Below are 22,955 nucleotides of genomic sequence, written 5' to 3'. Positions count from 1 at the left end.
AGGAGACCTGATGAGCCAAGCCTCAGCAACCCCAGCCCCCGCCGGCCCCGATCGCACACTGCCGCAGCTCGGGCGCGGCTTTTTCTGGCAAGACTTGCAAGTCGGCCAGCGCCTGCGCACCTTCCGCCGCACCGTCACCGAAACCGATCTGGTCAACTTCATCGGCACCAGCGGCATGCTCGAAGTCATCTTCATCGACACCACCTATGAAGGCGGCGCGATTTCGGGCCGGCCCGTGCCCGCGGCGCTCACCTACGTGCTGATCGAGGGCTTTCTCGCGCAGACCATGATCCAGGGTACGGGGCTCGCGTTGCTCGAAATGCAGCAAAAAATCCTCGCGCCGGTCTGCGTGGGCGACAGCATCGAGGCCGTGGTCGAGGTCACCGGCATCCGCCCGACCTCCCGTAGCGGCCGCGCCGTGGTGACTTCGCGCATCGACGTGTTCAACCAGCACGGCACGCAGGTCATGAGCTACACCGCTACACGGCTGCTCGCCGGGCGCACGGATTGAATCGCCGCCGCGCGGAATGCCGCGCGAAGGCATGTTGCACAATCCAAAAAATCATCAAAGGAGATGACCATGACAAACCCTGGGGTTGATCCGCCCAACGACGAAGTCCACCGTGTCGGTGGCATAGGAGACTGGCTCGACTACCACGCGCTGCACCACGCCGACCAGGAGGCGCTGGTCGTGGGCGAGCTGCGGCTTACCTATGCCCAGCTGCTGGGGCGCGTAGACCGCATGGCCGGCGTGCTCGTGGCGCGCGGGGTGCGCAAGGGCGACCGGGTCGCAATGCTGCTGCTCAACGGCAATGAATTTCTCGAAACCCTGTTTGCCTGCGCACGCCTGGGCGCCATCGCCGTGCCCATCAACTTCCGCCTGAGCCCGGCCGAGGTGGAATTCATCTTGGGCGACTGCGGCGCGCAGGTGCTGGTGTACCACTGTCAGTTCACGCCGCTGGTGGCGCCGATCCGGCACAACACACCGCTGGCCCATGCGTTTTACGTGCCGGGCTCGGGCGCACCCATGCCCGGCGACGCGGATTACGAGCAAGCGCTTGCCGCGGCCCAGCCACCCGCGCAGCGCACGCCCGTCACGCAAAACGATCCGCACCTCATGATGTATACCTCGGGCACGACCGGCCGGCCCAAGGGTGCATTGCTGAGCCACGGCAACACCACCTGGAACGCCTTCAACCTGCTGCTCAGCGAAGCCGGTCTCAACAGCGACGACATCGTGCTCACGGTGGCGCCCATGTTTCACATCGGCGGGCTCAACATCCACACCCTGCCCGCGATCTACAAAGGCGCGAAGGTGATCATGCACCCGCACTTCACCCCCGCCGAAACGCTCAGCCTGGTGCAGCGCGAGCGCATCACCACCCTGTTCCTCGTGCCCGCGATGTGGCTTGCGATCAGCCAGATGCCCGACATCGACCAGTACGACCTCTCTTCGCTGCGCGTGCTCATGTCGGGCGGGGCACCTTGCCCGATCACGGTGATCGAGTTTTTCCAAAAGCGCGGCCTGTGCTTCCTCGAAGGCTTTGGCATGACCGAAACGGCGCCCAATGCCTGCTTCCTCGGCAGCCGCGACACCCTGCGCAAAAACGGCTCGGTCGGCAAGCCGCTCACGCACGTGCAGATGCGCCTTGTCGATGCCAACGACCAGGACGTGCGCCAGGGCGAGACGGGCGAGCTGGTGCTGCGCGGCCCGAACATCTTCGTGGGCTACTGGAACCGTCCCGAGGCCACGGCAGAGGCCTTTCGCAACGGCTGGTTCCACAGCGGCGACCTTGCGCGCCAGGACGAGGAAGGCTTTTACTACATCGTCGATCGCATCAAGGACATGCTGATCTCGGGCGGGGAAAACGTCTATCCGACCGAGGTCGAGCAGGTCATCTACCGCCACCCGGCCGTGCGCGAGGCCGCGGTCATCGGCGTGCCCGACGAAAAATGGGGCGAGGTACCCATGCTCGTGGTGGCCTTGAAAGAGGGCGTGCAGCTCACGCTTGAAGAAGTGCGCGCTTTTTGTGAAGGCAAGCTGGCGCACTTCAAAATCCCGAAGCAGATGGTGCTGGTGCCTGCGCTGCCGCGCACGGCCACGGGCAAGGTGCTCAAGCGCGAGCTGCGCAGCGGCATCATCGGCGCCGACAAACCTGCCATCAGCTAAGACCCATTTCTATTTGTTATTTACGAGGAGCAAAAATGCACAATGAAGTCGATGTGAGCTGGGGCGAAACCGCCAAATACCGTTTCGAATTGCGCGACGCGCAGCCCATGGACATAGAAGCCGCGCGGGCTTGGTTCGATGCGCAGTTCAAGGCCTTCGACTGCGAAATCATCCGCTCCGTGGGCAAGGTCTTGAGCGTGGACAAAGTGCTCACGGTGGCCCAGGCCGCGGGGGAAGACTACTTCTCCAAACCCGAGCACCGCGAATGGGCCATGAACTTCGCGCGCGCGACCTGCGCCTTGCTCGGCCGGCCCATCGTGCGCGTGGATGTGCCCAGCCTGACGATAGGGTACTGAGCGGGTAGCGGGTAGCGGGTCGCGGGTCGCGTCGCGCCGGATGCCGGAGCGATGCGGCGCAGCCCGGCCTCAATAGTGATAAACGCCGCGGCCTGTCTTGCGGCCCAGGTGGCCGGCGGCGACCAGTTCCTTGAGCAGCGGGCAGGGGCGGTATTTGCTGTCGCCAAATTCTTTCAAAAAGACTTCCATCACCGCGAGGCACACGTCTAGCCCGATCATGTCGGCCAGCGCGAGCGGCCCAATCGGGTGGTTGCAGCCCAGGCGCATGCCGGCGTCTATGTCCTCGGGCGTCGCCAAACCCTCGGCGAGCACGAAGAAGGCTTCGTTGATCATGGGCACGAGAATGCGGTTGACCACGAAGCCCGGCGCGTTCTTCACCGTGATCGGCGACTTGCCGAGTTGGCGCGCGAGGGCCTGCACGACATCGTGCGTGGCGTCGCTGGTCTGCACCCCGCGGATGATCTCCACCAGCGCCATCACGGGCACGGGGTTGAAAAAGTGCATGCCTATGAACCTGTCCGGGCGGCCCGTGACGGCGGCCAGCTGCGTAATCGAAATCGAAGACGTGTTCGACGCCAGGATGACCTCGGGGCCGACGAGCTTGTCCACCTGCTGCAGGATTTTGACCTTGATGTCGTAGTTTTCGGTCGCTGCCTCGACCACGAGCTGCGCCTGCTGCAGCGCCTCATACTGCGTCGAAGTCTGGATGCGAGAAAGCGCCGCGTCCTTGTCGGCGGCGCTGATCTTTTCTTTCTTGACCAGGCGCTCCAGGCTGCCCGCGATGGTCGCCAGGCCCTTTTGCACGGCTGCCTCGGAAATATCGACCATGACGGCGCGCAGCCCCGCCACGGCGCAGACCTGCGCAATGCCGTTGCCCATGGTGCCGGCACCAATGATGCCTATGGTTTGGATGCTCATGAAAAATCCTTTCGTCAACAAAAATCGCGGCGCCCGTCGGATTCAGGGTGCCGCAGGCATGGTGCAGGATAAATAGCGCCCCTTAAGAGGGGCGTTGGCGCCATGGCCGCAGCGATGATAGAGCGGTGGCGCGAAAAGTCGGTGAAAAAAGATGAAAGTCGACAAGGGTCGGGCGAAAAAACAGCTCTGCGGGAGGGCAGGCCACCGGGGCGAAAAGTACCGTGCACACGAAAAATTCCGAACTTCAATGGCTGCGGCTCGGGTATGAGTCGGGGATGGCTGCGGGGACTACTTGGCCGTTTGTGCGGCGCCAAGAGGTGTCGGCACTGCATGAGCGGGCTTGGGAGGCGCATGTGCGGAAACACAAGATCAGCCAGCCATAGAGCTGATGCAGGCGAGTCTGTAGCGGGCGCGTTTGCTGCGCTCAAAGTTCGTCGATCATTTCGCCCGCGTGGTGGCGAAGCAGGCGTGTACCGATCCAGCATAAAAAAATTGCAGCGACAATCGGATACGTTAGCCTGGTCCATTGTGGCCATTGCATGTGCACCAAAATGCGCTGATATTCCTCGACAATAATTGCTACCGGATTCATTTCAATGATCCATCTGGCTCTTGCGGGGATTGCTGACGATGGATAGACGACAGGGGTGAGCCAAAACCAAAATTGCAACACAATTCCAAAAAAATGTCCAATATCTCGAAAGAAGACATTTAATACCCCCAGAGATAGACTCAAGCCGGTGGCGAAAAATAAAAGCAAAATCGTAAGCGGAATGGTTGCCATGTAAGCGGGGTGCGATAGGCCGCCGGTGGTTGCCAAGAAGATCGTGAATATGCCGAAAATTATGGAAAAATTTAACGTGGAGCTTGCTATAATTATGGCGGGGAGGCACAGGTGCGGGAAGGTTATTTTTTTTAAGGTGTTGGCATTTTCTGTAAAAACATTAATCCCGCGAAGCATGATTTCGGAAAAAAGTCCCCAGGGTATTATTCCTGCGCAAAGGTAGATGCTGTAGCCAAGGCTGTTGTTTACTCCTGGCAATTTCGCCTTCATTATCTGTGAAAATATCAAGGTGTAGACGATAATCATTGATAGGGGTTGCAATATTGCCCAGGCTGTTCCAAGCAATGAATTGCGATAGCGGGCCTCAAATTCGCGTCGAACGCTCCCGAGAATAAAATCTCGGTATGGCCACATGATCCTGATGATGTTCATTTTAAAATGTTGATGACAAGATGGGCGGTTGATTATGTGTTCGGGTAAGTTTTGATTACCTCAAGGGAATATTTTCGGAAATGCAGTTGGTCATCAATGGTTCAAAGGTAAACGCCTCGATTATTGTGTCTGTGTTGCGCAGATGGATTTGCCCTAATAAAATTATTCCACCTCTAAATAATTTTTTTGCTGCCTTAGGGCCAATCAGCAAAGGGGTTCCGAGACTTAGTGCCGCCGCTTCAAGACGCGAGGCAAAATTGATGCAGTCACCTACCGCAGTATAGGTGCTACGAAAATTTGTGCCTAAATCTCCCACCAATGCCAAACCATTTTCTATGCCAATACGTACGCGAGCGGGGGGCTTCCCTGAAGTAATGCGTCTTTCATTAAGACTCTGCACTTCCTGCAAAATTTGCAGCGCTGCATCAACCGCCGCATCTGCTTGTCTTTCACAAGGAAGTGGCGCGCCCCAGAACGCCACCAAACCATCTCCTGAATATTTGTCCAAAGTACCTCCATGCTCGAGCACCGGGCGGGTGAGGCAGTCCAGGAAATCTTTGGTTAACTGAGCCGAATCTTGCAAAGACATGGTTGAAGTCAATTTGGTATACCCCTCCATGTCTGCTACCAGAACGGTGACCTCTTTCAGGCTTGGCTCCAGACTGTATCGAAAGTCCTGACGTACAATTTCGTTCAGAACAGGTTGTGCCACATAATGCGAAAGCATTGCCAGCAATTGGCGGCCATGCCGCTGCGATTGCCGCCATTCGAAGGGCACGGCTATTAACAGGAATATGCCGTAGCCCCACAAGGGAGCAGTGACTGAAAATTCAATCTGCTGGCGCACGCCAATGAAGGCGAGCGTCAACCAAATCAGCGATTGGCCGAATAAAAGCGCTATGCCTGCCAGCGCAGACATACGCGAAAGAGCCCAGGGTAGCAGTCCGAAAGTGATTGCGCACCAGAGCAGCAGCCAGGTGTTGCCATTGCTTGGCCATGAGATATTTGCCTGCTGCAGGTCCAGTAGGCCCGATAAAACGGCAGCGTGCACCATCACACCTGCAGTCATTGGAGCCAAAGGTGTGCTCACGTGATCCCCGAGCCCTAGCGCGGAAGATCCAATCAATACATAGCGCCCATTCAAGATTTCCACCGGGATACGTTGATGCAGCAAATCTGATGCCGATATCACCGTGTAGGATTCCTGTGCATAGCTGTAAGGAATTCGCCAAAGCCCCTCTTTGTTCGCAAGAATGTTTCGAAAGGGATTGTCACTGATATTTGCGCATGCCAGCAGCATGTGTGACAAACTTAAATATTCGACGCCCGCATAGAAAGTGAGCATGGGAATATGTCTTAAGCTGCCGTCACGGTCTGGAATGTAGCCAATGTTGCCAACACACTTTGCCATCGAGAGGCCCTCGTGGTTGCCGATATATCCTTGGGCATGCGCCGCTCCAACAATGCTGCCTGCCGGACGTCCACCTATCAGCACCCCTTGATTCAGCGAAGGGAAACGGGGTGTGTAATCCAGAATCTGGGCCAGAGTCACGGGAGCATGGGTTGCCAGTGTGGCTAATCTAGTGTCGCCATCGTCGTCGGCGCGTTGCGCGAAAACGATGTCCAAACCGATCGCCCGAACATGAGCGTCGAGTAGCAGGGACTCCAACATATCCGCTATCCGAGCTCGTGGCCAAGGCCAAGGACCCACCTCGGCGAGCGATTTCTCGTCAATGTCGATTACTGCGAGCCGGGTTTCTGGAGTTTTCTGGGCAGAAATCCGGATCATCGCATCACGCACGCCCTCGTCCAGTCGATATGGCATATCGGCATAATTTAATGCCACCATCAAAGTCAAGCAGCAAGCTAAAATGGCAATGCCTGCGCGCATACGCCAGGATTTTTGTTGCAAACTTAACATCAAGTCCTGTCTTCGAGCAGTTTATCGTACAGTGCGCGATAAGCGCGTCCCACCACTGCAGGGGAAAATAAACGCTCCCATCGCAGGTGGGCACCCTCACCCAAGCGCTTGCACAAGACATCGTCGGTGGCCAGAGTGTTCATGGCTCTGGCCAATTCGGAAGGGTTTTCCGGTGCTACCACCAGGCCAGTTTCGCCGTCCACATTAATCCAGGAGGTTCCTGTTCCAATTTCGCAACTCACCAGTGGCTTGGCTGCTTGTGCACCCTCGAGCAAAGTCATGCCAAAGGCTTCCGAGCGCAAATGTGACGGGAAAATAACAGCCCGACATAGGCTGAGAATGGCCAGCTTGTCTGCATTGGGCAAAGCGCCAAGAAATCGGACTTGATCATCAAGGTTCAAATTTCGCGCTTTGGCTCGCAAGGCCTCGCCTTCTGGTCCATCCCCAATCAATACCACGGGCGTGCGCACACTCCGCGCCGCCTCCAGCAAAAAATGCAGGCCCTTGTAATATCGAAGCACCCCTATGAATAAAAAAAACCCCTTTCCCAGCTTGGCTTGCCAACGTTCCACTAAGACAGGGTCAGGATGCGGAAGCGGCTCCATGCAATGAGGAATTTCTACAACTTTATCACGATGATTGGCCAGTATTTCACTGGTGCGGACGTAATTGGGTGACGAGGCCACAATACAGTCTGCGGAGCCTAATAAATGCTTACGCAATGGCGCGTAAAGCAATCCAAGCCCCCGCTGCCGCACAATATCTGAGACATAAGTCACCAGCAGCGGCTGGTGATGGCTGCGCACAAAGGGAATGAGCATGTCTGCGAATGGCCAAGGGTAATGGACTTGCAAGACATCTGCCTTGTCTGCTGCAGCGCGACATTGCTTTACCGCATCCCAGCCCCCAAAATTGCAAGAGGCAATTTCTGCCCACGACCGGGCACGCACCAACTGTCCTTCGGGACGCTGCATGCGTTCCGGGTGCGGATTGCGTGCCAGGCAAAAAACGGTATTGCTCACGCCCAGGGGCTGCGTGGCCAAACATAGTTGCCGAATGGATTCCTCTAAACCGCCTCGTGACTCAGGGAAATAAGTCCGGTAAATGTGCAATACCCGCAGGGGTTTCATGTGAGCAGTCCTCTGGCTTGTGCCACATGTGCATACACCGCGATCGTTTCCCGAGCGCAGCGCTCCCAGTTGAAGGTGCTGGCGCGCTCGAGCCCTGCGGCTGCCAAACGGCGGGCCAGTCCATGATCCTCCAGTAGGGCTTGCAGGCTGTCGCGCATGGCCCCGACATCGTCCGGGTCTACCATCAGTCCCGCAGGGCCTACCACTTCAGGTAAGGACGTGCGGTTTGTCGTCAGAACGGGAACGCCCGAGGCCATGGCTTCCAATGCGGGCAGGCCAAAACCCTCGTAGCGCGAGGGGTAGCAAAATGCTGCGGCACCCGCATACAGTGCCGGAATCAACGAATCCTCTACATATCCGAGCAGACGCAAATCGCCTTGCCGGATCAGAGCTTGAGCATCTTTCATCAGGCGATCCATGTTCCAGCCATGCATCCCGGCCACCACCAAGGGGTAGCGTTTGCGTAGCGGTGCCGGGAGACTGGCGAACGCACTAAAAAGTATCTCCAGATTCTTGCGCGGCTCCAGCGTACCCACGCACAAAACATACCCTTGAGGTTCCAGATGGAGTTGCTCTAGCAAAGGGCGCAGCTGGTCTGCTGGCTGTGGATGAAAGCGTGCATCTGCGGCAAGATAGGTTGTAGTGATCCGTTCATCTTCGACGCTAAACCAGCGCTGCAGAGCGCGTTTCGAATCATGCGAGATGACAATAATATGATCCGCCCGCTCGATCGCCCCAGGCAAATGACGCTCCATTAGCTTCACCCGTTCTACGGGATGAGTTTCGGGATGATCAAAACATGACATGTCACACAGCGTCAGCACCAGAGGTCCAGAAAATTCCATCGGCAAATAGTTGGGCTCGTGGTAAATCGCGTTTTTCAACCCAACTCTCGTTCGATAGTTGAACAAGGTGCGTTCTATAATTCTACGGGTTGTGCGGGGAAAAGGCAGTAACCGGTGCAGCATACGATTCGCCGTTTGCGCCGTTAAGGCAGCCGCTGGCGTAGGCAGGCGAAAATGTCTTTCAATCCGCATGCCGTACGCCATGTGTAGGTCCACCAATGCCAAATCTTGCATTGCCATGAATAAATGGCGGATATATTGCCCGATGCCTGTCATTGGTGCCAGTAATGGCGTTGCGTTGACCAGAATTTTCATATGGATGGTATTAATAAATGCCCAATAATAGCGCCAGCAACATCCCGATGCAGTTGCCCGTCAAATCATAAAAGCAGAAGCCGCTACCATAATATTTGTCCCAAATTTCCTTGCATATCCCTGTGAAGAAAACGGTCAACACCGCCACCGGCAGAGGCCAAAGCATCGCGGCCAACAAAAGAAGCCAGAAGCTCCAGGCTACGTGCAGAATTCTGTCTTCCTTGCCCAGTTCTTTGGGTATAGCGAGTAAAAATCTAGTTGCGAACATTTCAAAAATCTAAATGCGATATGGCACGTTGCAAAACATCTGGCTTGCGGATGAGAAGGCGTTTAAGGTCTTTTTCCACAACTCCTTTTTTTTGCAATGTGTGCATGGCTCTGGACACAGTCTCTCTGCTCGTATTGATCATGATGGCCATCGCCTGCTGGGTTGGTAGCGGCTCAATTACGATCAGTCCACCGGGGGCGAGGGTCTTCATCTTGTGCAAAAGTGCATATACACGCTGGAACGCATTTGGAATTGCGAGGATTGATCGATAATCCGAGGCGACGCGTATGGCATGCGCCATCCGGTTCATTACATGCTCCGCAACTTTGGGTTGGTGATAAAAAAGCTCTAGGGCCTGCGCACGGGGTAGCGCTGCGATCTGGGAGCTCTCCGTCGCTACCACTGAAGCAGTTCTGGGTAAACCATCGATGACCGAAAGTTCGCCGAAATAATCTCCAGGCTTGAGGAAATTAAAACCCACCTCTCTCCCGTCCTCCGTCACGTCGACTACTTGGAGTTGGCCGGTCAGCAAAAACAGCAACTGATCCCCGGCCTTGCCCTTGTGCAGCACCCATTGTCCCCGCCCCACAGAGCGCAGGTGCATGAAAGCAGCAATGCGCTCTAAAACAGGAGACTCCAGTCCGCTTAATAAGGGGATACGTTGCAGCAGCGCCAGCGTATCTTCCGTGAACCCGTTGTGTGCCATGGCCTATCTACCACGTCATAGCAGCTCATTCTCTGCGCACACGTGCCATGTCGGCATCGACCATCATCGTTATCAAAGTCTGCAAGGGCGTCTTCGCCGACCAGCCCAGTTGTCGCTGCGCTTTGGCGGGATTCCCAAGCAACACGTCAACTTCGGCAGGGCGATAGAACTGTGGGTCAATCACTACATGCTCCTCATAATTGAGCCCCACATGCTCAAAAGCGATGCGGCACATATCGCGCACTGTCGTAGTTACGCCTGTGGCCACCACATAATCATCCGGACGTTCTTGCTGCAACATCAGCCACATGGCTTCTACGTAATCTCCCGCGAATCCCCAATCCCGTTTGGCATCAATATTGCCGAGGCGCAATTCTTTTTGCTTTCCCTGTTTGATTCGTGCTGCTGCGTCGGTAACTTTGCGTGTCACGAATTCGATGCCGCGCAAAGGCGATTCATGGTTAAACAAGATGCCGCTGGAAGTGTGCATGCCGAAGCTCTCGCGGTAATTCACGGCGATCCAGTGACCGTACAACTTTGCCACGCCATAAGGGCTGCGCGGATAAAATGGCGTTGACTCGCTTTGCATGGACTCCTGAATCAAGCCAAACATTTCGCTCGTTGATGCCTGATAAAATCGTGCAGTCGGATTCACGATGCGCACGGCTTCCAGTAAATTCACCACGCCAACCCCTGTAACCTGGGCTGTCAATATTGCCTGATTCCAGGATGAGCCTACAAAACTCTGGGCCGCCAAGTTATATACCTCCTGCGCACGCGATTGCTCCATGCTGCGTACCAGGCTGGACAGGTCGGTGATGTCTGCTGGAATCAGCCTTATTTCATTGTCTATGCCAAGATAACGCAGGCGCCAAAGCGTATCCGTCGAGCGGCGTGCATGCACGCCATAAACGGTGTAACCTTTTTCCAGCAGCAGACGCGCTAGATAAGCACCATCCTGACCAGTAATTCCCGTAATGAGCGCATTCTTACTTCCCAATTTCCATCTCCCAGTATTCAAAAAGTCGCAAAAGCGTATCATCGATTTGATGTGCAGGCTGCCAGCCGGTACGCGCACTCAGTTTCTCATGGCTGGCACAAACGCGGGGTTGTTCAGCCGGCCGCCAACGTGACGGCTCGTGTCGCACGTCGGCCTGTACCTGGGCCAGCTGCAGCAAGCGCTCCAACAGCGAGCGCACACTGCGCTCCACACCCGAGCACACGTTGTAAATGGCGCCATTGTCACCACTGGCAAATAGGGCGTCATAGGCGGCCAGTACGTCGCGCACATCGCTGAAATCGCGAGTAACGTCGATATTACCCACGCGCAGGACAGGCTCCCTTCTGCCTGCTGCAATCTCCGCGATCTGGCGTGCGAAATCTGAGATTGCAAACTGCGCCGACTGTCCAGGCCCGATGTGATTGAAAGGGCGCGCCACGATCACCTCGAAGGGCCCCATCTGGCTCCATTGATAGCAAAGCGCTTCCGTCGCCGCCTTACTCACCGCATACGGGTTGCGAGGACGCAGGGGGTGCGTTTCGCACAATGGCAGTTCATTTTCCGACGCCAATCCGTAGGCATCGCCGGAACTCACAAACAAAAAACGCCCTGTGAAGCCTGTTTCTGCCAAAGCCTCCAATAAATTGAGCGTCCCCAGAAAATTCACTTCATACGTCAGGCGGGGATTTTTCAGCGCATCTGGCACGAAACTGATGCCGGCCAAGTGCAGCACTTCTTTGGGAGCAATTTTGGCCAGCACACGGAGAAGTGCAGCCTTGTCGCGTATGTCCACAGCTTGCCCTGCACATTGCGCGAGCCCTACGGCTTGAGGCCAGTTTTGCAAGGCGTGGCAACCCACAAAGCCGGCATCACCCGTCACCAAACGCATTCCCAATGCGGTGCTTTCGGTTGGCATCACAACACAGCCTCCAATAATTGCGCGGCGCTGGCCCGCCAGCTTTGCCATCGCATGCCACGGCTATCGGGGGCGCGTTTGCTCGCATGCAGCTCCAGCCATTGCCGTAGTGCGTCTGCAAGTGCTTGCGGCTCTTTTCCGACGAAGTAGAACGCATGCGCCCCCGCCACTTCCTTGAACACGGGCAAGGCGCGGGCCACGATAGGCAGGCCACGCTGCGCGGCTTCAACCAGGGGCAGGCCAAATCCTTCTGCCTCGGAAGCCGCCAGCAAGCCACTGCAGTGCCGGTAAAGCTGCTCCAGAACGACGTCATCTGCTCGCTCCAGCCAAAACAGGCGTCGCCCCTGCTCGGGGTGTGCGCGTAAACGTTCGCACAGTGCCTCCACCATCCAGCCTTGTCGCCCCACGATCACCAGCGCCACATCCGTCCCCTGCGCCCACAGCAATTCGAAGGCATCGAGTGCCTGGCGATGACCCTTGCGTGGCTCCACCGTGCCCACCATCAGCAACGTGGGGCGCGCCTGCGGGTTGTGCAGCGCAGGCGGGAGCGCTTTCGCGTCTTTTCCTTCATCATTCGGGGCGGGCCAATCGGCACCTAAATGAAAGCTGGATAGCTCTGGCAAGGCCCCTTCGGCGGTGTGTCCACACAGCCACAACCGCACCTCGTCTGCCACGGCGGCCGAAATGCAGACAAGCCGGTCCGCCTCGCGGCGCAAACCCTGCATCCAGGCCGCAAACGCGGCGTGCATTTCTGGGGTCGTCACCTCCGGCATCAGCAGGGGAATAATGTCATACACCACATAGCACACCCGCACCCCTGCCAGACGCCAGGCTCGCAGTTCCTTTTCCACCTCCGGGAAGAGATGTGCACTCAAGTCCAGTCCCACGAAGATGTCTCCAAGTCCAACGCGCACTGGCGTGCCGGACAAATTGGCCTCCGCCGTGGCGGCGGGCGCCATGAAAGTGGTTGCATAGCGATATGCGCCGCCCTTTTCGGCACGCACGGGGCGCACGGCGTAACCCGCCGGGGGATTTTGCAGCCATTGTTGGAGCACATTGCGCACAACCCGTTGAATGCCCGTGCCACCATCGCGCAGCACAATCTCCGACACATCCACCAGCAATTGCCTTTGGCGCGTTGCATCAGGCAAAACCTCGCCCTGCATGCTCAGACGGTCACCGCGCAACCCCGACACCGCCGCCCGCAGCCTGCTCGACAAGTGGCTCCATGCACGCTCTTGCAGCCAGCGCTCCTGGGCAGTGAGCAATCCCTGAACCGAGTGTGGCTCGCTTAGCAAACGCATCACTCCAGTCACCACATCATCCGCAGAGTTGCCATCCAGACGCCAAGTGCAGTCGGCCAGATCGGAAAAAATCGGTTGCGGACTCACCAGTACCGGCTTGTGTGTGGCTAGACCGACAGTCACCGCACCACTTGCACTTTCACGCGTCGGGCCGTACACAAAAAGCAGGAAGTCCGCCAGCGACAAAAGCCGCAGACACTCCTGGATGGGTAAAAAATCGGTGACCCACACCACATCCTGCGCCACCCCAAGCTGTTCGGCCAGGGCCTTGCAATCTGCCAACGTCTGTTGGCTGCGCTCATCCAGCGCTGCGGTAACGGCCAGCAGCTTCACCCTTCGCCCACTCGAGCGCGCCAGTTTCGGCAAACTGGCAATGGCCGCATCCAGCCCCTTGTGGGGCAGCAGAAAACCAAAACAGCCCAACACCAAGTCATCCGCAGCCAGCCCCCATTCGGCGCGTTGGGGTAGGGGCGCATCTGGCGGCAGGGTACTCACGCCAAGTGGCAGGCACATGACCCGCTCCACCAAACCCAGCCCCATCAGGTGGTTCACATCATCGAGCTTGTGCACCACCAGCAGGTCCAGCCCGCGCAGCGCCGCGGCTGCTTTGTCGCTCAAGCGGTGCTCGCGCACCAGGGGCAGCGTTGAATGCAATTCCAGCACCACCACGACCCCGGCCGCACACAACTGCTGCAGCGCCAGGCAAATGGGCTGCGTCAACGTAAACAGGCTCTGTTGGTGTTGCACCAGCAAGACATCGGGCCGTGCCTGGGCTGGGCGCTGCAGCAACTCCTCCAGCAGAGCCAGCACCTGGGCATCGTCGCCCAGCGTCCAGCGCGGCGCGTAAACCCCCTGGAACGGATCGGGCTCCGTGCGCTCATCGCACCATACCTGCAAGGCAAAAAAATCCTCCCAGCCCGCCAGCAGCGCCTGCGCGTATTCCGCTATTCCACAGGCAGCCTGCCACGGGCTCAGCACCAACAAGCGCTGGCGCTGCGCTGCCGCCTGCTGCCGGGTTGCCCAAAGCAGCCCTGCCGCAGCTTGCACCGCTTGCGCACAACGCTCCCACCGGTAGTGCGCACGCAGCCATTGCGCCGCCAATTGCTGACGTGCGTGCAAGTCGGCATCCCCTGCCAGCAGGCGTGCGCGTACACATGCCATCTGCTCGCCCAGTGCCGCCACGTCAGGCTCCAGCCAGTATGAGCCTGGCGTTTGCACGTGGCTGCGAGACGAGGCCGCCCGGCAAGGAATCAAAGCTGCCGACTGCCGGCTGGCGAAGTCGGCTTGCCCACTGCCTCCCGTCACCACCAGGGGCACTCCCATCGCCAGTGCTTCTGCTGCAGGCAGATTGAAGCCCTCTCCGCGAGTGGGCAGCACCACCATATGCGCACTCTCATACAGTGCGCGCATCGCGTCATCGTCAAGCGGCTCCAGGTTCACCTGCACCCTTGGCCCGTGTGGGTGGCGCTCCTGCCAGGCGTGAACCAGCGCAGCCACGTCATGGTGTGGATTCGCGAAACTCTTGATCAGCAGCTCCACCTCATCGTCCGCCGTGAAACGCTCAAAAAACGCTTGCAGCAGGACATCCACGCCCTTGCGCTCAAATGCCGATGAAACATGCAGGATTCGCAGCGGCTGACCAGGCGCAGGCACCCGCAGCGCCGCAGCTTGCGGCGTCTGCAGCACCGCCGCCCCCAGCCCCAGCGGCACCACGAAGATAGGCCGCGCACAGCCACTGTGACGCAACACCCGTTGCACAAAACGGCTTGCCACCAGCACCCCATCCGCATGGGCATTCAGGTGCTCCACCATCTCGGGCGGCACGCGTGACTCCTCCCAGAAAAACACCACCAGACGCAAGTCACACGGGACTTCGTCGGCCAGCAGCGGGTAATGGTGCACCAGCGACACCACCGGCACGCCCGCGGGCACCGACTGTGCGACAAGCGCCTGCACCTGCGGCAACTGCGCGGCCGGCATATCCGCGCCCGGTTGATAGTGCCTGCCATGCCAGGGCACCCATTGCACTCTCCCGCCGCTGCTCCCATGCAATGCCAGCGCCAGCCCCCGGTTCACCACTGCCAGGCTGTAATGGCCTTCCACATGGCCCACCATGCGCCACCATGTCCCCTCCGGCAAGGCAGGGCCATCGACCAACGGTGGAGCCACGGCCAGGCGGGGCAGGGCATGCTCATGCCAGCGCAGCGCAGGCAGCGCAGGCAGCGCAGCGGCTTGCGCCGTGCTTTCCGCCGACAGGGGGGCAGCAGCGCGCGTGAGTGCCGCACGGCGCAGCAGCGCCTTGGCGCGGCGCGCCAGATCCGTCGTCCGGCGCAGCAGTGCCGTCACACGCCAGGAATGGCTGCGATACACGGCGTCCAGCGCATGCCGCAAAGCATGCAACTCCCTTTGCGACGCATCCTGCAGCACCCGCAGATCCTTCAACTCAGTCTGCAGCTGCTCTGCGCGCTGCCGCAGCTTCTGGGCTTCCTGTCGCAGCCGCCCATATTCAGCCGGCTCGAAGTCGTCCAGCACATTGGGTGCAGCGGCAAATGCCGGCGCCAGCTCGGCGTGCTCATCGGCCAGGTAATAGCGGTTCAGTCCGTCAAAAAACACCGCGCGATAGCCATGGCAAGTCACCAGCCCCTCCCAGGGCATTTCCGGCTTGCCTGAATGGGGGTGCGCTGCCTCGACCACCACCACCCAGGGGCGCCAGCGCGTGAAGTCCATGCCCCGCAGCACCTCCTCCTCGAACCCCTCCACGTCGATCTTCAAGAAATGCACCTCTGCGGGAGCATGTTCCGCCAGGATCGCATCCAGCCTTCGCAGCGGCACGCGCACCGAGCGCACCGCCACACCATGCGCCCTATGCGCCTGCGCCACCTCGGCCGACGCCGTGGCCCAACCCCGCACTGGCGTATCGAACAGCTCGACTTCACCCTCGCAGGCGCCAGCAGCCACGCACAGGTTCACATCGCGCGGACGCTGGGCCATCAACTCTTGCACATGGCCCGCCAGCGGTTCAATGTTGATCCCGCACCATCCCCGGTCGTAAAACGCCTTCGTCACGGAATCCGCACTCGGGTGGTTGGCGCCCACATCCACATAAAAGCCACAGTGCACATGGCCCAATGCGCGCCAAAGCAGCACATCTTCGCGGTTCTGCGCGTACGAGATGAAAGTCATAGCGCCTGCACCACGATCACCGGCTCAGCCCAGGCCGAGCCATCGAACACATACTTGTCCACATTCACCACCTTGAACACCAGCGCCAGATCGCGCCACTCGTAATTGGCACCCAGGTGCGAATCGCGGTCCACCAGCGCCGTCTGCACAGAATAGGTTCCCACCCCCAGGTGCACAGGAAAACGGATGCAAAACTCGTAACGCTGCCCGGCACACGCGGCCTCGATCATCTGTCCGGTATGCCAGGTATTGGTGCCATACATCACCTGCCCGAGCCGGTCCTTGATGCCATACCCCAGCACCAGATTCGGCACATCCTTGCGCACCGCCACCACCACACGCAAAACCACCTGAGCGCCCACGCGTGCCTCGTCGATCGGGCGCCCCGCTTCATCCTGCAGCGCGATCGACTCCACCACCGCCTCCTGCGTGCCCGATCGCGTCTGCGTGCGGCCGTCCGCGCGCAACACCTGCTCGAGCACCCCCTCCCCCTTGTAGGCCAGCAGGGCGTTGTAGTAATCCATCACCGCCTCGGGCTCACCATCACGCACCACCTGGCCCTGGGCCAGCAACAGCGCGCGACTGCAGATCGCCTGGATTGCGCTGCGGTCATGGCTCACGATCAGCAGCGTCGTGCCCTGGCGGCCATACTCGCGTATGCGCTCAAAACTCTTGTGCTGAAAATACGCATCCCCCACCGACAACGCCTCGTCCACGATCAGAATGTCGGGCCGCATGCAGGTCGCCACCGAAAACGCCAGCCGCATCTGCATGCCGCTCGAATACACCCGTACCGGCAAGTCCATGTATTCGCCAATCTCGGCGAAAGCCTCGATGTCCGGCATCAGGGCCAGCAGCTCCTCCGTGGCCATGCCAAGCAGTTGCCCCGCCATCAGGGCATTTTGCCGGCCTGTGAAATCCGGGTGAAACCCCATACCCAGCTCCAGCAACGCCGCCACCTTGCCCTGCACTTGTATCTGCCCCGTCGTGGGCTGCGAGGTGCCGGTGATCAACTTCAGCAGCGTGCTCTTACCGGCACCATTCATGCCCACAATCGCCACCGCCTCACCGGCATGCACCGAAAAGGAAACATCACGCAACACCCAGTGCAGGCTATGGCGGGCACCGCCCCCAGGCCACACCCACTCGGCCAGCCGGGCCCACTTGCTTGCATACTGCCTGTAAGCCTTGCCCAGGCCTTGAACGACGATACTGCCCATGAGAGCCCAACCACGAATGCCAAACCCGGCATTATCAAGGACGCTTCCCCCAGCGTTTTTGATAACTGATCTGCAGGGTGCGCACATCGTAGGCAAACAAACCGATGTTCTCGTCGTTGCGCACCTGGCGCAACTCCAGCACCCAGGCCGCATCGTCTTGCACCGGCAACACCAATGCCGCCGTCCCCGTCCACGTGCGCTGCACCCGGCGCACGTCGATGAACCCCGGCGCATAAGGTGCGCGGCTGCGCCACTGCATCCAGTCCAGCCCGGCACGCGCCACCACCAGTTGCCCCCAGGCCGTGCCCAGCTGGCGTTGCCAGTCCAGCCCCAGCCCCCAGCCATCACGGTCGCCCCCCGGGCGCTGCGCGCGGCCCAGGTCCTGCGCCGCACTTGCATAAGCCTCCAGCCGCTGCAGGGCACTGGCATGCTCCAGATGCAGGCGCGCATCCCATTGCCGGGCATCGAAACCGGGCAGGGCAGGGTAGTTCAAGCGGGTCAGGCCCCCAGACAGATTCCAGCGCCAGGGTGCCGGCGGCTGCCAGGGCGGCGTGGCCCAGGCCTGCCCCTGCCAGTAGCGCTGGTACACCGCGCCGCCCAGCGTCGTCGTGCCCCAGCCCAGTTGCCAGCGCCCCTGCCACCCTGCCAGGCTCCAGTGCCGGGTCAGGCCCAGCGCCACGTCCTGCACATCAAAAGAGTGCTGCGCATCGTGCCAGCGCCCCTGCCACTGGGCAAAATACTCCAGCTTCGTGTCCGCCACAGGCGCACGCACACTTGCGCTCAGTTGCGTAAACCCATCGCCCCGCGGCGCATACTGCGGCAGTAGCTGCAGCAGCACCGGTCCTGCCGGGCCGTTCAGGCCCACATGCAAGTCGCGCACCCCCTGGTTCACGTTTGACGAGTGCCCTCGTGCCCCCTGCAGCTGCGCCAGCCAGCCCGGCTGCGCCACCGGGGGCGCACAACCTTGCGCACGCTGCAGGCTGATCAACTCGCGGATCGGGCGCGGCGGCGCAAAGCGCGCCTCCACCTCATCCCACAAGGCATTGGCACGGCGGCCGTCGCCCAAGTGGCAATACAGCACCGCCAGATCCAGCCAGGCCCCGGCGTGGTCCGGCCGGCCCGCCATCAACCGCTGCAGCAAGTCCTGCGCGGTGGGCAAGTCATTTTCTGCCATCGCCTGCAGTGCGCGCAGGTACAACTGCTCCGCCTCTTCGGCGGAAAGCACCCATGCCTGCGCCTGCGCCTGCGCCATCGCCGGTGCAGCCGGCGTCGCTAGGCCCCAGCCCAGCAACAGCGCAGCAGCCCATCGAGTCCATCGATTGCCGCCGCCCCCCCACTTGCATAAAATGGCTCGCATGGACATCCAAGCAATTATCGCTGCCCCTACCGCTCACCCGCTGCGCTGGCCGCGTCCGCTGGCCGTGTTGGGCTTGGCGGCGCTGTGCGCGCAGTCGGTGCTCGCTCAGCCCGCCAGCCAGGCGCCCGCTGAAATCGGCAAAATCGTGCAGGTCGTAGGCGAAGCCAGCCTCGAAGGCCAGCCCGTGCAGGCCGGCACCCCCGTGCTCGAAGGGCAGCGCCTGCGCACCGGCGCCAACGGCTACCTGTATATCCAGACGGCAGACCAAGGCTTTTTCATCCTGCGCCCCAACAGTGCAGCGCGCGTGCCCGCTTATCGCATCGATGCCGCCCACCCCGCGCAAAGCCAGTTCAAATTCGAGCTTGAGCAGGGCGTGGCGCGCAGCATCTCCGGCCGGGCCGTGCCTGCGGCGCGGCAAAACTACCGCTTCAACACCCCCGTCGCCGCCATCGGCGTGCTCGGCACCGACTTCACCGTCTTCACCACCCCCAGCCTTACGCGCGTCGCCGTCAGCAGCGGCGGGGTCATCGTCAGCGGCTTTGGCGAAGGCTGCCAGGCCGAAGGCTTGGGCCCCTGCCAAAACCCGTCGCGCCAGCAGTTGCTCGCGCAACAGGCGGGCTACATGCTGCAAGTCTCGCGCGACAGCGTGGCGCCCCAACTGCTGCGCGGCGCCCCCCTGGCGCCAGACACGCTCAACCCGCCGCGGCCCGACGAGCCCAGCAAAACGCTTGCCCCCACCACTGGCGCAGCGCCCGACACCAGCCTGGCGCCGCTCAAAATGTCCAACCTCGACGACGTGCAGCGCAGCGGCCTTGCCCCGGCCCCGGCCGTGCCGCCCGCCATTCTGTGGGGGCGCTGGCAGCCCATTGCCGACCAGCCCGTCAACATGGACCTTGCCACCGCCATGCAGCAGGGCAAACTCGGCGCTTTGAGCAGCCACTTCGCCGTGCTGCGCAGCCACGACGCGCCCTGGGTCATGCCCCAGCAGGCCGCCGCCAGCTTCCAACTCAAAGGCTACCAGGCACAGGTCCAAGCCGGCGGGCGCGCCACCCCCGCGGCACTCGAAAACGGGCAGCTCACCATCCAGTTTGCACAGCGCAGCTTCACCACCAGCTTCGACCTTGTCCAGGGGGGCGAACGCCAGGTGCTGCACGCGCAGGGCGCGCTCGATGCCCAGGGCAGCTTCAGCAACCCCAGCCAGTTCATGGGCAACAGCATGGTGGTGCAGGGCCTGGTGGGCCAGCCCGCCGGCGCAGCCTCTGCGCTACAGGCCGGCTATGTCTTCCAAAGTCGGCTGGACGCACTGCGCAACGCCAGCGGTGTCACCTTCTGGAGCACGCGGTGAGCCGCTCCCGGCCCGCTGCCTGCCGCGGCGCGCGGCAAAAAAGCCACAGCTGCCCGGCTTGCGTGCGGCACAGTGTGGGCTTGGCTGCTCGCGGCAGCCTATATGCAATAATGTGATTCGTGTCACACTGACACGCATTGCTGCCGATAAAAATCGTCGCCAGCATACGTGCTAAGGCGGTTGTTTTTGGGTCTTCGTATCCACGGACAGCCAAACCAACCTTCTCTGGAGTATTTACAATGGCTCTTACCACTGCGCAAATTCAACAAGCGTACGTCACCTTCTTCAGCCGCCCGGCAGATGTTGCCGGGCTGAATTACTGGTCCCAGTACCCGGGTTCGATCGACAACCTGTATGCCACTTTTGCCCAGTCGGCCGAGTACGCCGCGGCATTCAATGGCCTGACCAACAGCCAAAAGGTTTCGATGGTCTATCAGAACCTGTTCAGCCGTGCTGCCGACGCTCCGGGCCTGAGCTACTGGACGCTGGAGCTGGACAGGGGCGCCGTCACCGTGGCCAATCTGGCGCTGGCTCTGGCCAACGGCGCGCAGGGCTCTGACATCGAGGTGATCGCCAACCGCGTCACGGCAGCAACGTCTTTCACCAGCCAGCTCGACACCACGCCTGAAATCCTGGCCTACAGCGGTGACAATGCAAATGCCATCGCCAAGGCTTGGCTCGCAAACGTGACGGATGCGGCTTCTCTGGCAACTGCCACGACCACGGGTGCGCTCGATGCGGTGGTGCAGTCGGTGGTGTCGGGGGGGGGGCTGCCGGGGCAGACGTTCACGCTCACTGCAAATCAGGACATCCTGACCGGTACGACCGGCAACGACACCTTCGACGCTCCGCTGCTGGGCGCTGCGGGTGCAACTGGCACCTCGTACTCCCTCACTTTGGGTGACAATTTGAACGGTGGCGGGGGTACGGATACGCTGAACGCGAGTGTTGGCGGCACCGTTGCTAACTTCGCGATGACCAGCATCGAGAATGTCTATCTCACCCCCGTTGCGGCTGCTACGGTTGCAAACACCATGACGGGTGTTCAGCAGCTGTGGATGAAAGATGCGCTGGGCGACCTGGATGTGACCGGTATCTCCCGTGCGCTGACTATCGGCGTGGAAAACGCTGCAAATGTCACCTTCACCGCCAATTACGCCGATGTGGCGGCCAACTCGGCTATCGATCAGGTTGTTGTGCTGAATGGCGCAGCGGGCGACACTGGTGTTTCCATCGATCTGGGTACTTACACTACCGCTGCATTCAAGAGCCTGACCGTGAATGCCCAGGGCGTCGCCTCTGAAAACATCACCTTGGTTGGTGATGTGCTGACTGATGCCACCGCGCTGACGATCAATGCGACGGCCGATCTGGCCTTCGCAACGGGCGCCATGACCATGGCAGCTGTCACGACGGCAACCTTCACGGGCGATGGCGCGATCGACTTGGGTGGCATTGCGCTGGGTTCGACGGGCGGAACCGCTGCTCTGACGATCAACGCAACCGCTGCTTCGGCCGGTCTGACTGTTCAGCTGGGCAACACCGGTACGGCGCAACTGACCGCCAACTTCGGTGCCGGTGACGATAGTCTCGACATTGATGCCCGTACCAGCGTCACGGGTACCGTCGCAGTCAACATGGGTGCCGGCGACGACACCGTTTCCATCGGCCAAGCGCTGCTGCCGACCTCTGTCACCAATGTCAGCATCGTGGGCGGTGATGGCGTGGACACCCTGTCTGTTGCTGATGTGAACAATGCCGCTAACGTGACCGCCATGAAGTTCGGCAACGTGTCCGGCTTCGAAGAGCTGAGTTTTGGTACGACAGTTGCTCTGGCAGGTACTGCTGCAACCCTGGACCTGACCGGCGAAGGCATGAACACTGTGGTGTTCGAGAAGGGCTTCACCGCGTCTGCAACGGGTGCTCTGACCATCAAGGGCCTGGCCAGCAATGCCACCATTGAAGTTGTTGGTACCGATGCAGACGTGCTGGGTGGCCTGTCGCTCGACAACGCTGGTTCTGCAACTTTGAAGTTCACTGACGCAGACGCTACTGGCGCTAGTGTTCAAGGTGCTCTGACTCTGTCCAACGCGACCAGCCTGGTGTTCGATATCAACGACACCTCGACCGATGGCACGGGTGCTGTCAATGCGACCGTTTCCCTGGCTGACATCATCGCTTCCAAGGTTGTCACGCTGTCCTTCACCGGCGGTGAGTACGATGCGACGGTCTCCACCAGCATCGACACGCTGATTCTGAATCTGTCTGGCGCCACCTTTGGTACCGCCACGACGGACTCCAACCTGGATGCGCTGACCACGATCGACCTGAGTGGCTTCAACGGCTCTGCTGTGCTCGATCTGGATGCTGCCACCGGTGTTCAGAAGAACAAGCTGACCATCAAGCTGGGCGATGGTTCTGCCGTTGCTGATACCTATGGTACGGCAGCTCCCACGACGGACTTCGTCACTCTGACGCTGACCGACAAGTCTGACACTATCGTGTTCGCTAGCGATCTGAAGGCTTCTGTCGATATCACTGACTTCACCGCTGGCCTGGGTGGTGATCTGCTCAATGTGGCAGCGCTGGGTATCACCAGCATCAGTCAGCTTGATATCGCCTATTCGTCCGGTAGCGCGCTTATTACCAGCGACGAGTTCGATGGTCAGATTGAAGTTGCCTTCATTGGCTCTGCAACCACCTTCACAGTTGACAACTTCATCTTCGCCTAAGCCCTCCGGGTTCTAGGCCAGATGTCAAAAAGGCCCCGCAAGGGGCCTTTTTT

16 protein-coding genes and 2 pseudogenes are annotated in these 22,955 nt (G+C 60.0%); 5 read left to right on the top strand and 13 right to left on the bottom strand.

From position 1 onward, the window contains the following. Positions 1-10: 10 nt before the first annotated feature. The 3 genes from FK527_RS09200 to FK527_RS09190 all read left to right on the top strand — a co-directional run bounded on the left by FK527_RS09200 (position 11) and on the right by FK527_RS09190 (position 2,526). A complete protein-coding gene (locus FK527_RS09200) occupies positions 11-511 on the top strand; it encodes a MaoC family dehydratase (protein ID WP_144732542.1) in 501 nt (166 codons plus the stop codon). A gap of 69 nt (positions 512-580) precedes the next feature. Beyond that, positions 581-2,170, top strand: coding sequence for an acyl-CoA synthetase (locus FK527_RS09195; protein WP_144732539.1), 1,590 nt, complete (start codon positions 581-583; stop codon positions 2,168-2,170). A 35-nt stretch (positions 2,171-2,205) separates the two neighbouring features. Beyond that, positions 2,206-2,526 carry a hypothetical protein gene (locus FK527_RS09190; RefSeq protein ID WP_144732536.1) on the top strand — a complete coding sequence of 107 codons (321 nt, stop codon included), beginning with the start codon at positions 2,206-2,208 and terminating at the stop codon, positions 2,524-2,526. A 69-nt stretch (positions 2,527-2,595) separates the two neighbouring features. Here FK527_RS09190 and FK527_RS09185 read toward each other — a convergent pair whose 3' ends face one another. The 13 genes and pseudogenes from FK527_RS09185 to FK527_RS09130 all read right to left on the bottom strand — a co-directional run bounded on the left by FK527_RS09185 (position 2,596) and on the right by FK527_RS09130 (position 18,825). After that, positions 2,596-3,444, bottom strand: a complete 849-nt coding sequence (locus FK527_RS09185; RefSeq protein ID WP_144732533.1) for a 3-hydroxybutyryl-CoA dehydrogenase — start codon at positions 3,442-3,444, stop codon at positions 2,596-2,598. 424 nt (positions 3,445-3,868) lie between these two features. Further along, positions 3,869-4,660, bottom strand: coding sequence for an ABC transporter permease (locus tag FK527_RS09180; protein ID WP_144732530.1), 792 nt, complete (start codon positions 4,658-4,660; stop codon positions 3,869-3,871). Positions 4,661-4,715: 55 nt separating this feature from the next. After that, entirely contained in the window at positions 4,716-6,581 is a 1,866-nt protein-coding gene (locus FK527_RS09175) for a CHASE2 domain-containing protein (RefSeq protein WP_144732528.1), read from the bottom strand. Beyond that, positions 6,581-7,711, bottom strand: coding sequence for a glycosyltransferase (locus tag FK527_RS09170; protein WP_144732525.1), 1,131 nt, complete (start codon positions 7,709-7,711; stop codon positions 6,581-6,583). Before FK527_RS09170 ends, FK527_RS09175 begins: the two co-directional genes overlap by 1 nt. Beyond that, complete coding sequence (locus FK527_RS09165; RefSeq protein WP_144732522.1) at positions 7,708-8,871, bottom strand: glycosyltransferase family 4 protein; 1,164 nt, start codon at positions 8,869-8,871, stop codon at positions 7,708-7,710. The genes FK527_RS09170 and FK527_RS09165 overlap by 4 nt, the downstream gene beginning before the upstream one ends. Positions 8,872-8,881: 10 nt before the next feature. Continuing rightward, complete coding sequence (locus FK527_RS09160; protein ID WP_144732519.1) at positions 8,882-9,139, bottom strand: hypothetical protein; 258 nt, start codon at positions 9,137-9,139, stop codon at positions 8,882-8,884. Position 9,140: 1 nt separating this feature from the next. Next, positions 9,141-9,845: a Crp/Fnr family transcriptional regulator gene (locus FK527_RS09155; RefSeq protein ID WP_144732515.1), complete on the bottom strand. Its 705-nt coding sequence runs from the start codon at positions 9,843-9,845 to the stop codon at positions 9,141-9,143. A 25-nt stretch (positions 9,846-9,870) separates the two neighbouring features. Continuing rightward, complete coding sequence (locus tag FK527_RS09150) at positions 9,871-10,845, bottom strand: GDP-mannose 4,6-dehydratase (protein WP_425460429.1); 975 nt, start codon at positions 10,843-10,845, stop codon at positions 9,871-9,873. Beyond that, positions 10,835-11,761 (bottom strand): GDP-mannose 4,6-dehydratase, encoded by a 927-nt coding sequence (locus FK527_RS09145; RefSeq protein ID WP_222116145.1) that lies wholly within the window; start codon positions 11,759-11,761, stop codon positions 10,835-10,837. The genes FK527_RS09150 and FK527_RS09145 overlap by 11 nt, the downstream gene beginning before the upstream one ends. Continuing rightward, the gene (locus tag FK527_RS09140; RefSeq protein ID WP_144732512.1) at positions 11,761-16,248 is read right to left on the bottom strand and encodes an FkbM family methyltransferase; all 4,488 of its coding nucleotides are present in this window, start codon (positions 16,246-16,248) and stop codon (positions 11,761-11,763) included. The genes FK527_RS09145 and FK527_RS09140 overlap by 1 nt, the downstream gene beginning before the upstream one ends. After that, positions 16,245-16,682, bottom strand: a pseudogene (locus FK527_RS17790) (Wzt carbohydrate-binding domain-containing protein); the annotation flags it as partial. The pseudogene FK527_RS17790 and the gene FK527_RS09140, both read right to left, overlap by 4 nt. A 279-nt stretch (positions 16,683-16,961) precedes the next feature. Beyond that, positions 16,962-17,345, bottom strand: a pseudogene (locus tag FK527_RS17785) (ABC transporter ATP-binding protein); the annotation flags it as partial. A 157-nt stretch (positions 17,346-17,502) separates the two neighbouring features. Beyond that, a complete protein-coding gene (locus FK527_RS09130) occupies positions 17,503-18,825 on the bottom strand; it encodes a tetratricopeptide repeat protein (protein WP_186298417.1) in 1,323 nt (440 codons plus the stop codon). Between FK527_RS09130 and FK527_RS09125 the strand changes: the two genes are divergently transcribed. Together FK527_RS09125 and FK527_RS09120 are read left to right on the top strand one after the other, a co-directional pair. Further along, positions 18,824-20,170, top strand: coding sequence for a FecR family protein (locus FK527_RS09125; RefSeq protein WP_186298416.1), 1,347 nt, complete (start codon positions 18,824-18,826; stop codon positions 20,168-20,170). The genes FK527_RS09130 and FK527_RS09125 overlap by 2 nt on opposite strands. A gap of 239 nt (positions 20,171-20,409) precedes the next feature. Beyond that, a complete protein-coding gene (locus FK527_RS09120) occupies positions 20,410-22,902 on the top strand; it encodes a DUF4214 domain-containing protein (RefSeq protein WP_144732501.1) in 2,493 nt (830 codons plus the stop codon). The last annotated feature ends 53 nt before the right edge of the window (positions 22,903-22,955 follow it).

Source organism: Extensimonas perlucida (assembly GCF_007655255.1).
GTDB lineage: Bacteria > Pseudomonadota > Gammaproteobacteria > Burkholderiales > Burkholderiaceae_C > Extensimonas > Extensimonas perlucida.
The sequence above is the reverse complement of the archived record's forward strand: the minus strand, read 5'-3'. Positions and strand labels throughout refer to the sequence as shown.

Coding starts and splice junctions, on each gene's coding strand:
- FK527_RS09200 (WP_144732542.1), top strand. CDS start 11: ATGAGCCAAGCCTCAGCAACCCCAGCCCCCGCCGGCCCCGATCGCACA.
- FK527_RS09195 (WP_144732539.1), top strand. CDS start 581: ATGACAAACCCTGGGGTTGATCCGCCCAACGACGAAGTCCACCGTGTC.
- FK527_RS09190 (WP_144732536.1), top strand. CDS start 2,206: ATGCACAATGAAGTCGATGTGAGCTGGGGCGAAACCGCCAAATACCGT.
- FK527_RS09185 (WP_144732533.1), bottom strand. CDS start 3,444: ATGAGCATCCAAACCATAGGCATCATTGGTGCCGGCACCATGGGCAAC.
- FK527_RS09180 (WP_144732530.1), bottom strand. CDS start 4,660: ATGAACATCATCAGGATCATGTGGCCATACCGAGATTTTATTCTCGGG.
- FK527_RS09175 (WP_144732528.1), bottom strand. CDS start 6,581: ATGTTAAGTTTGCAACAAAAATCCTGGCGTATGCGCGCAGGCATTGCC.
- FK527_RS09170 (WP_144732525.1), bottom strand. CDS start 7,711: ATGAAACCCCTGCGGGTATTGCACATTTACCGGACTTATTTCCCTGAG.
- FK527_RS09165 (WP_144732522.1), bottom strand. CDS start 8,871: ATGAAAATTCTGGTCAACGCAACGCCATTACTGGCACCAATGACAGGC.
- FK527_RS09160 (WP_144732519.1), bottom strand. CDS start 9,139: ATGTTCGCAACTAGATTTTTACTCGCTATACCCAAAGAACTGGGCAAG.
- FK527_RS09155 (WP_144732515.1), bottom strand. CDS start 9,845: ATGGCACACAACGGGTTCACGGAAGATACGCTGGCGCTGCTGCAACGT.
- FK527_RS09145 (WP_222116145.1), bottom strand. CDS start 11,761: ATGCCAACCGAAAGCACCGCATTGGGAATGCGTTTGGTGACGGGTGAT.
- FK527_RS09140 (WP_144732512.1), bottom strand. CDS start 16,248: ATGACTTTCATCTCGTACGCGCAGAACCGCGAAGATGTGCTGCTTTGG.
- FK527_RS09125 (WP_186298416.1), top strand. CDS start 18,824: ATGGACATCCAAGCAATTATCGCTGCCCCTACCGCTCACCCGCTGCGC.
- FK527_RS09130 (WP_186298417.1), bottom strand. CDS start 18,825: ATGCGAGCCATTTTATGCAAGTGGGGGGGCGGCGGCAATCGATGGACT.
- FK527_RS09120 (WP_144732501.1), top strand. CDS start 20,410: ATGGCTCTTACCACTGCGCAAATTCAACAAGCGTACGTCACCTTCTTC.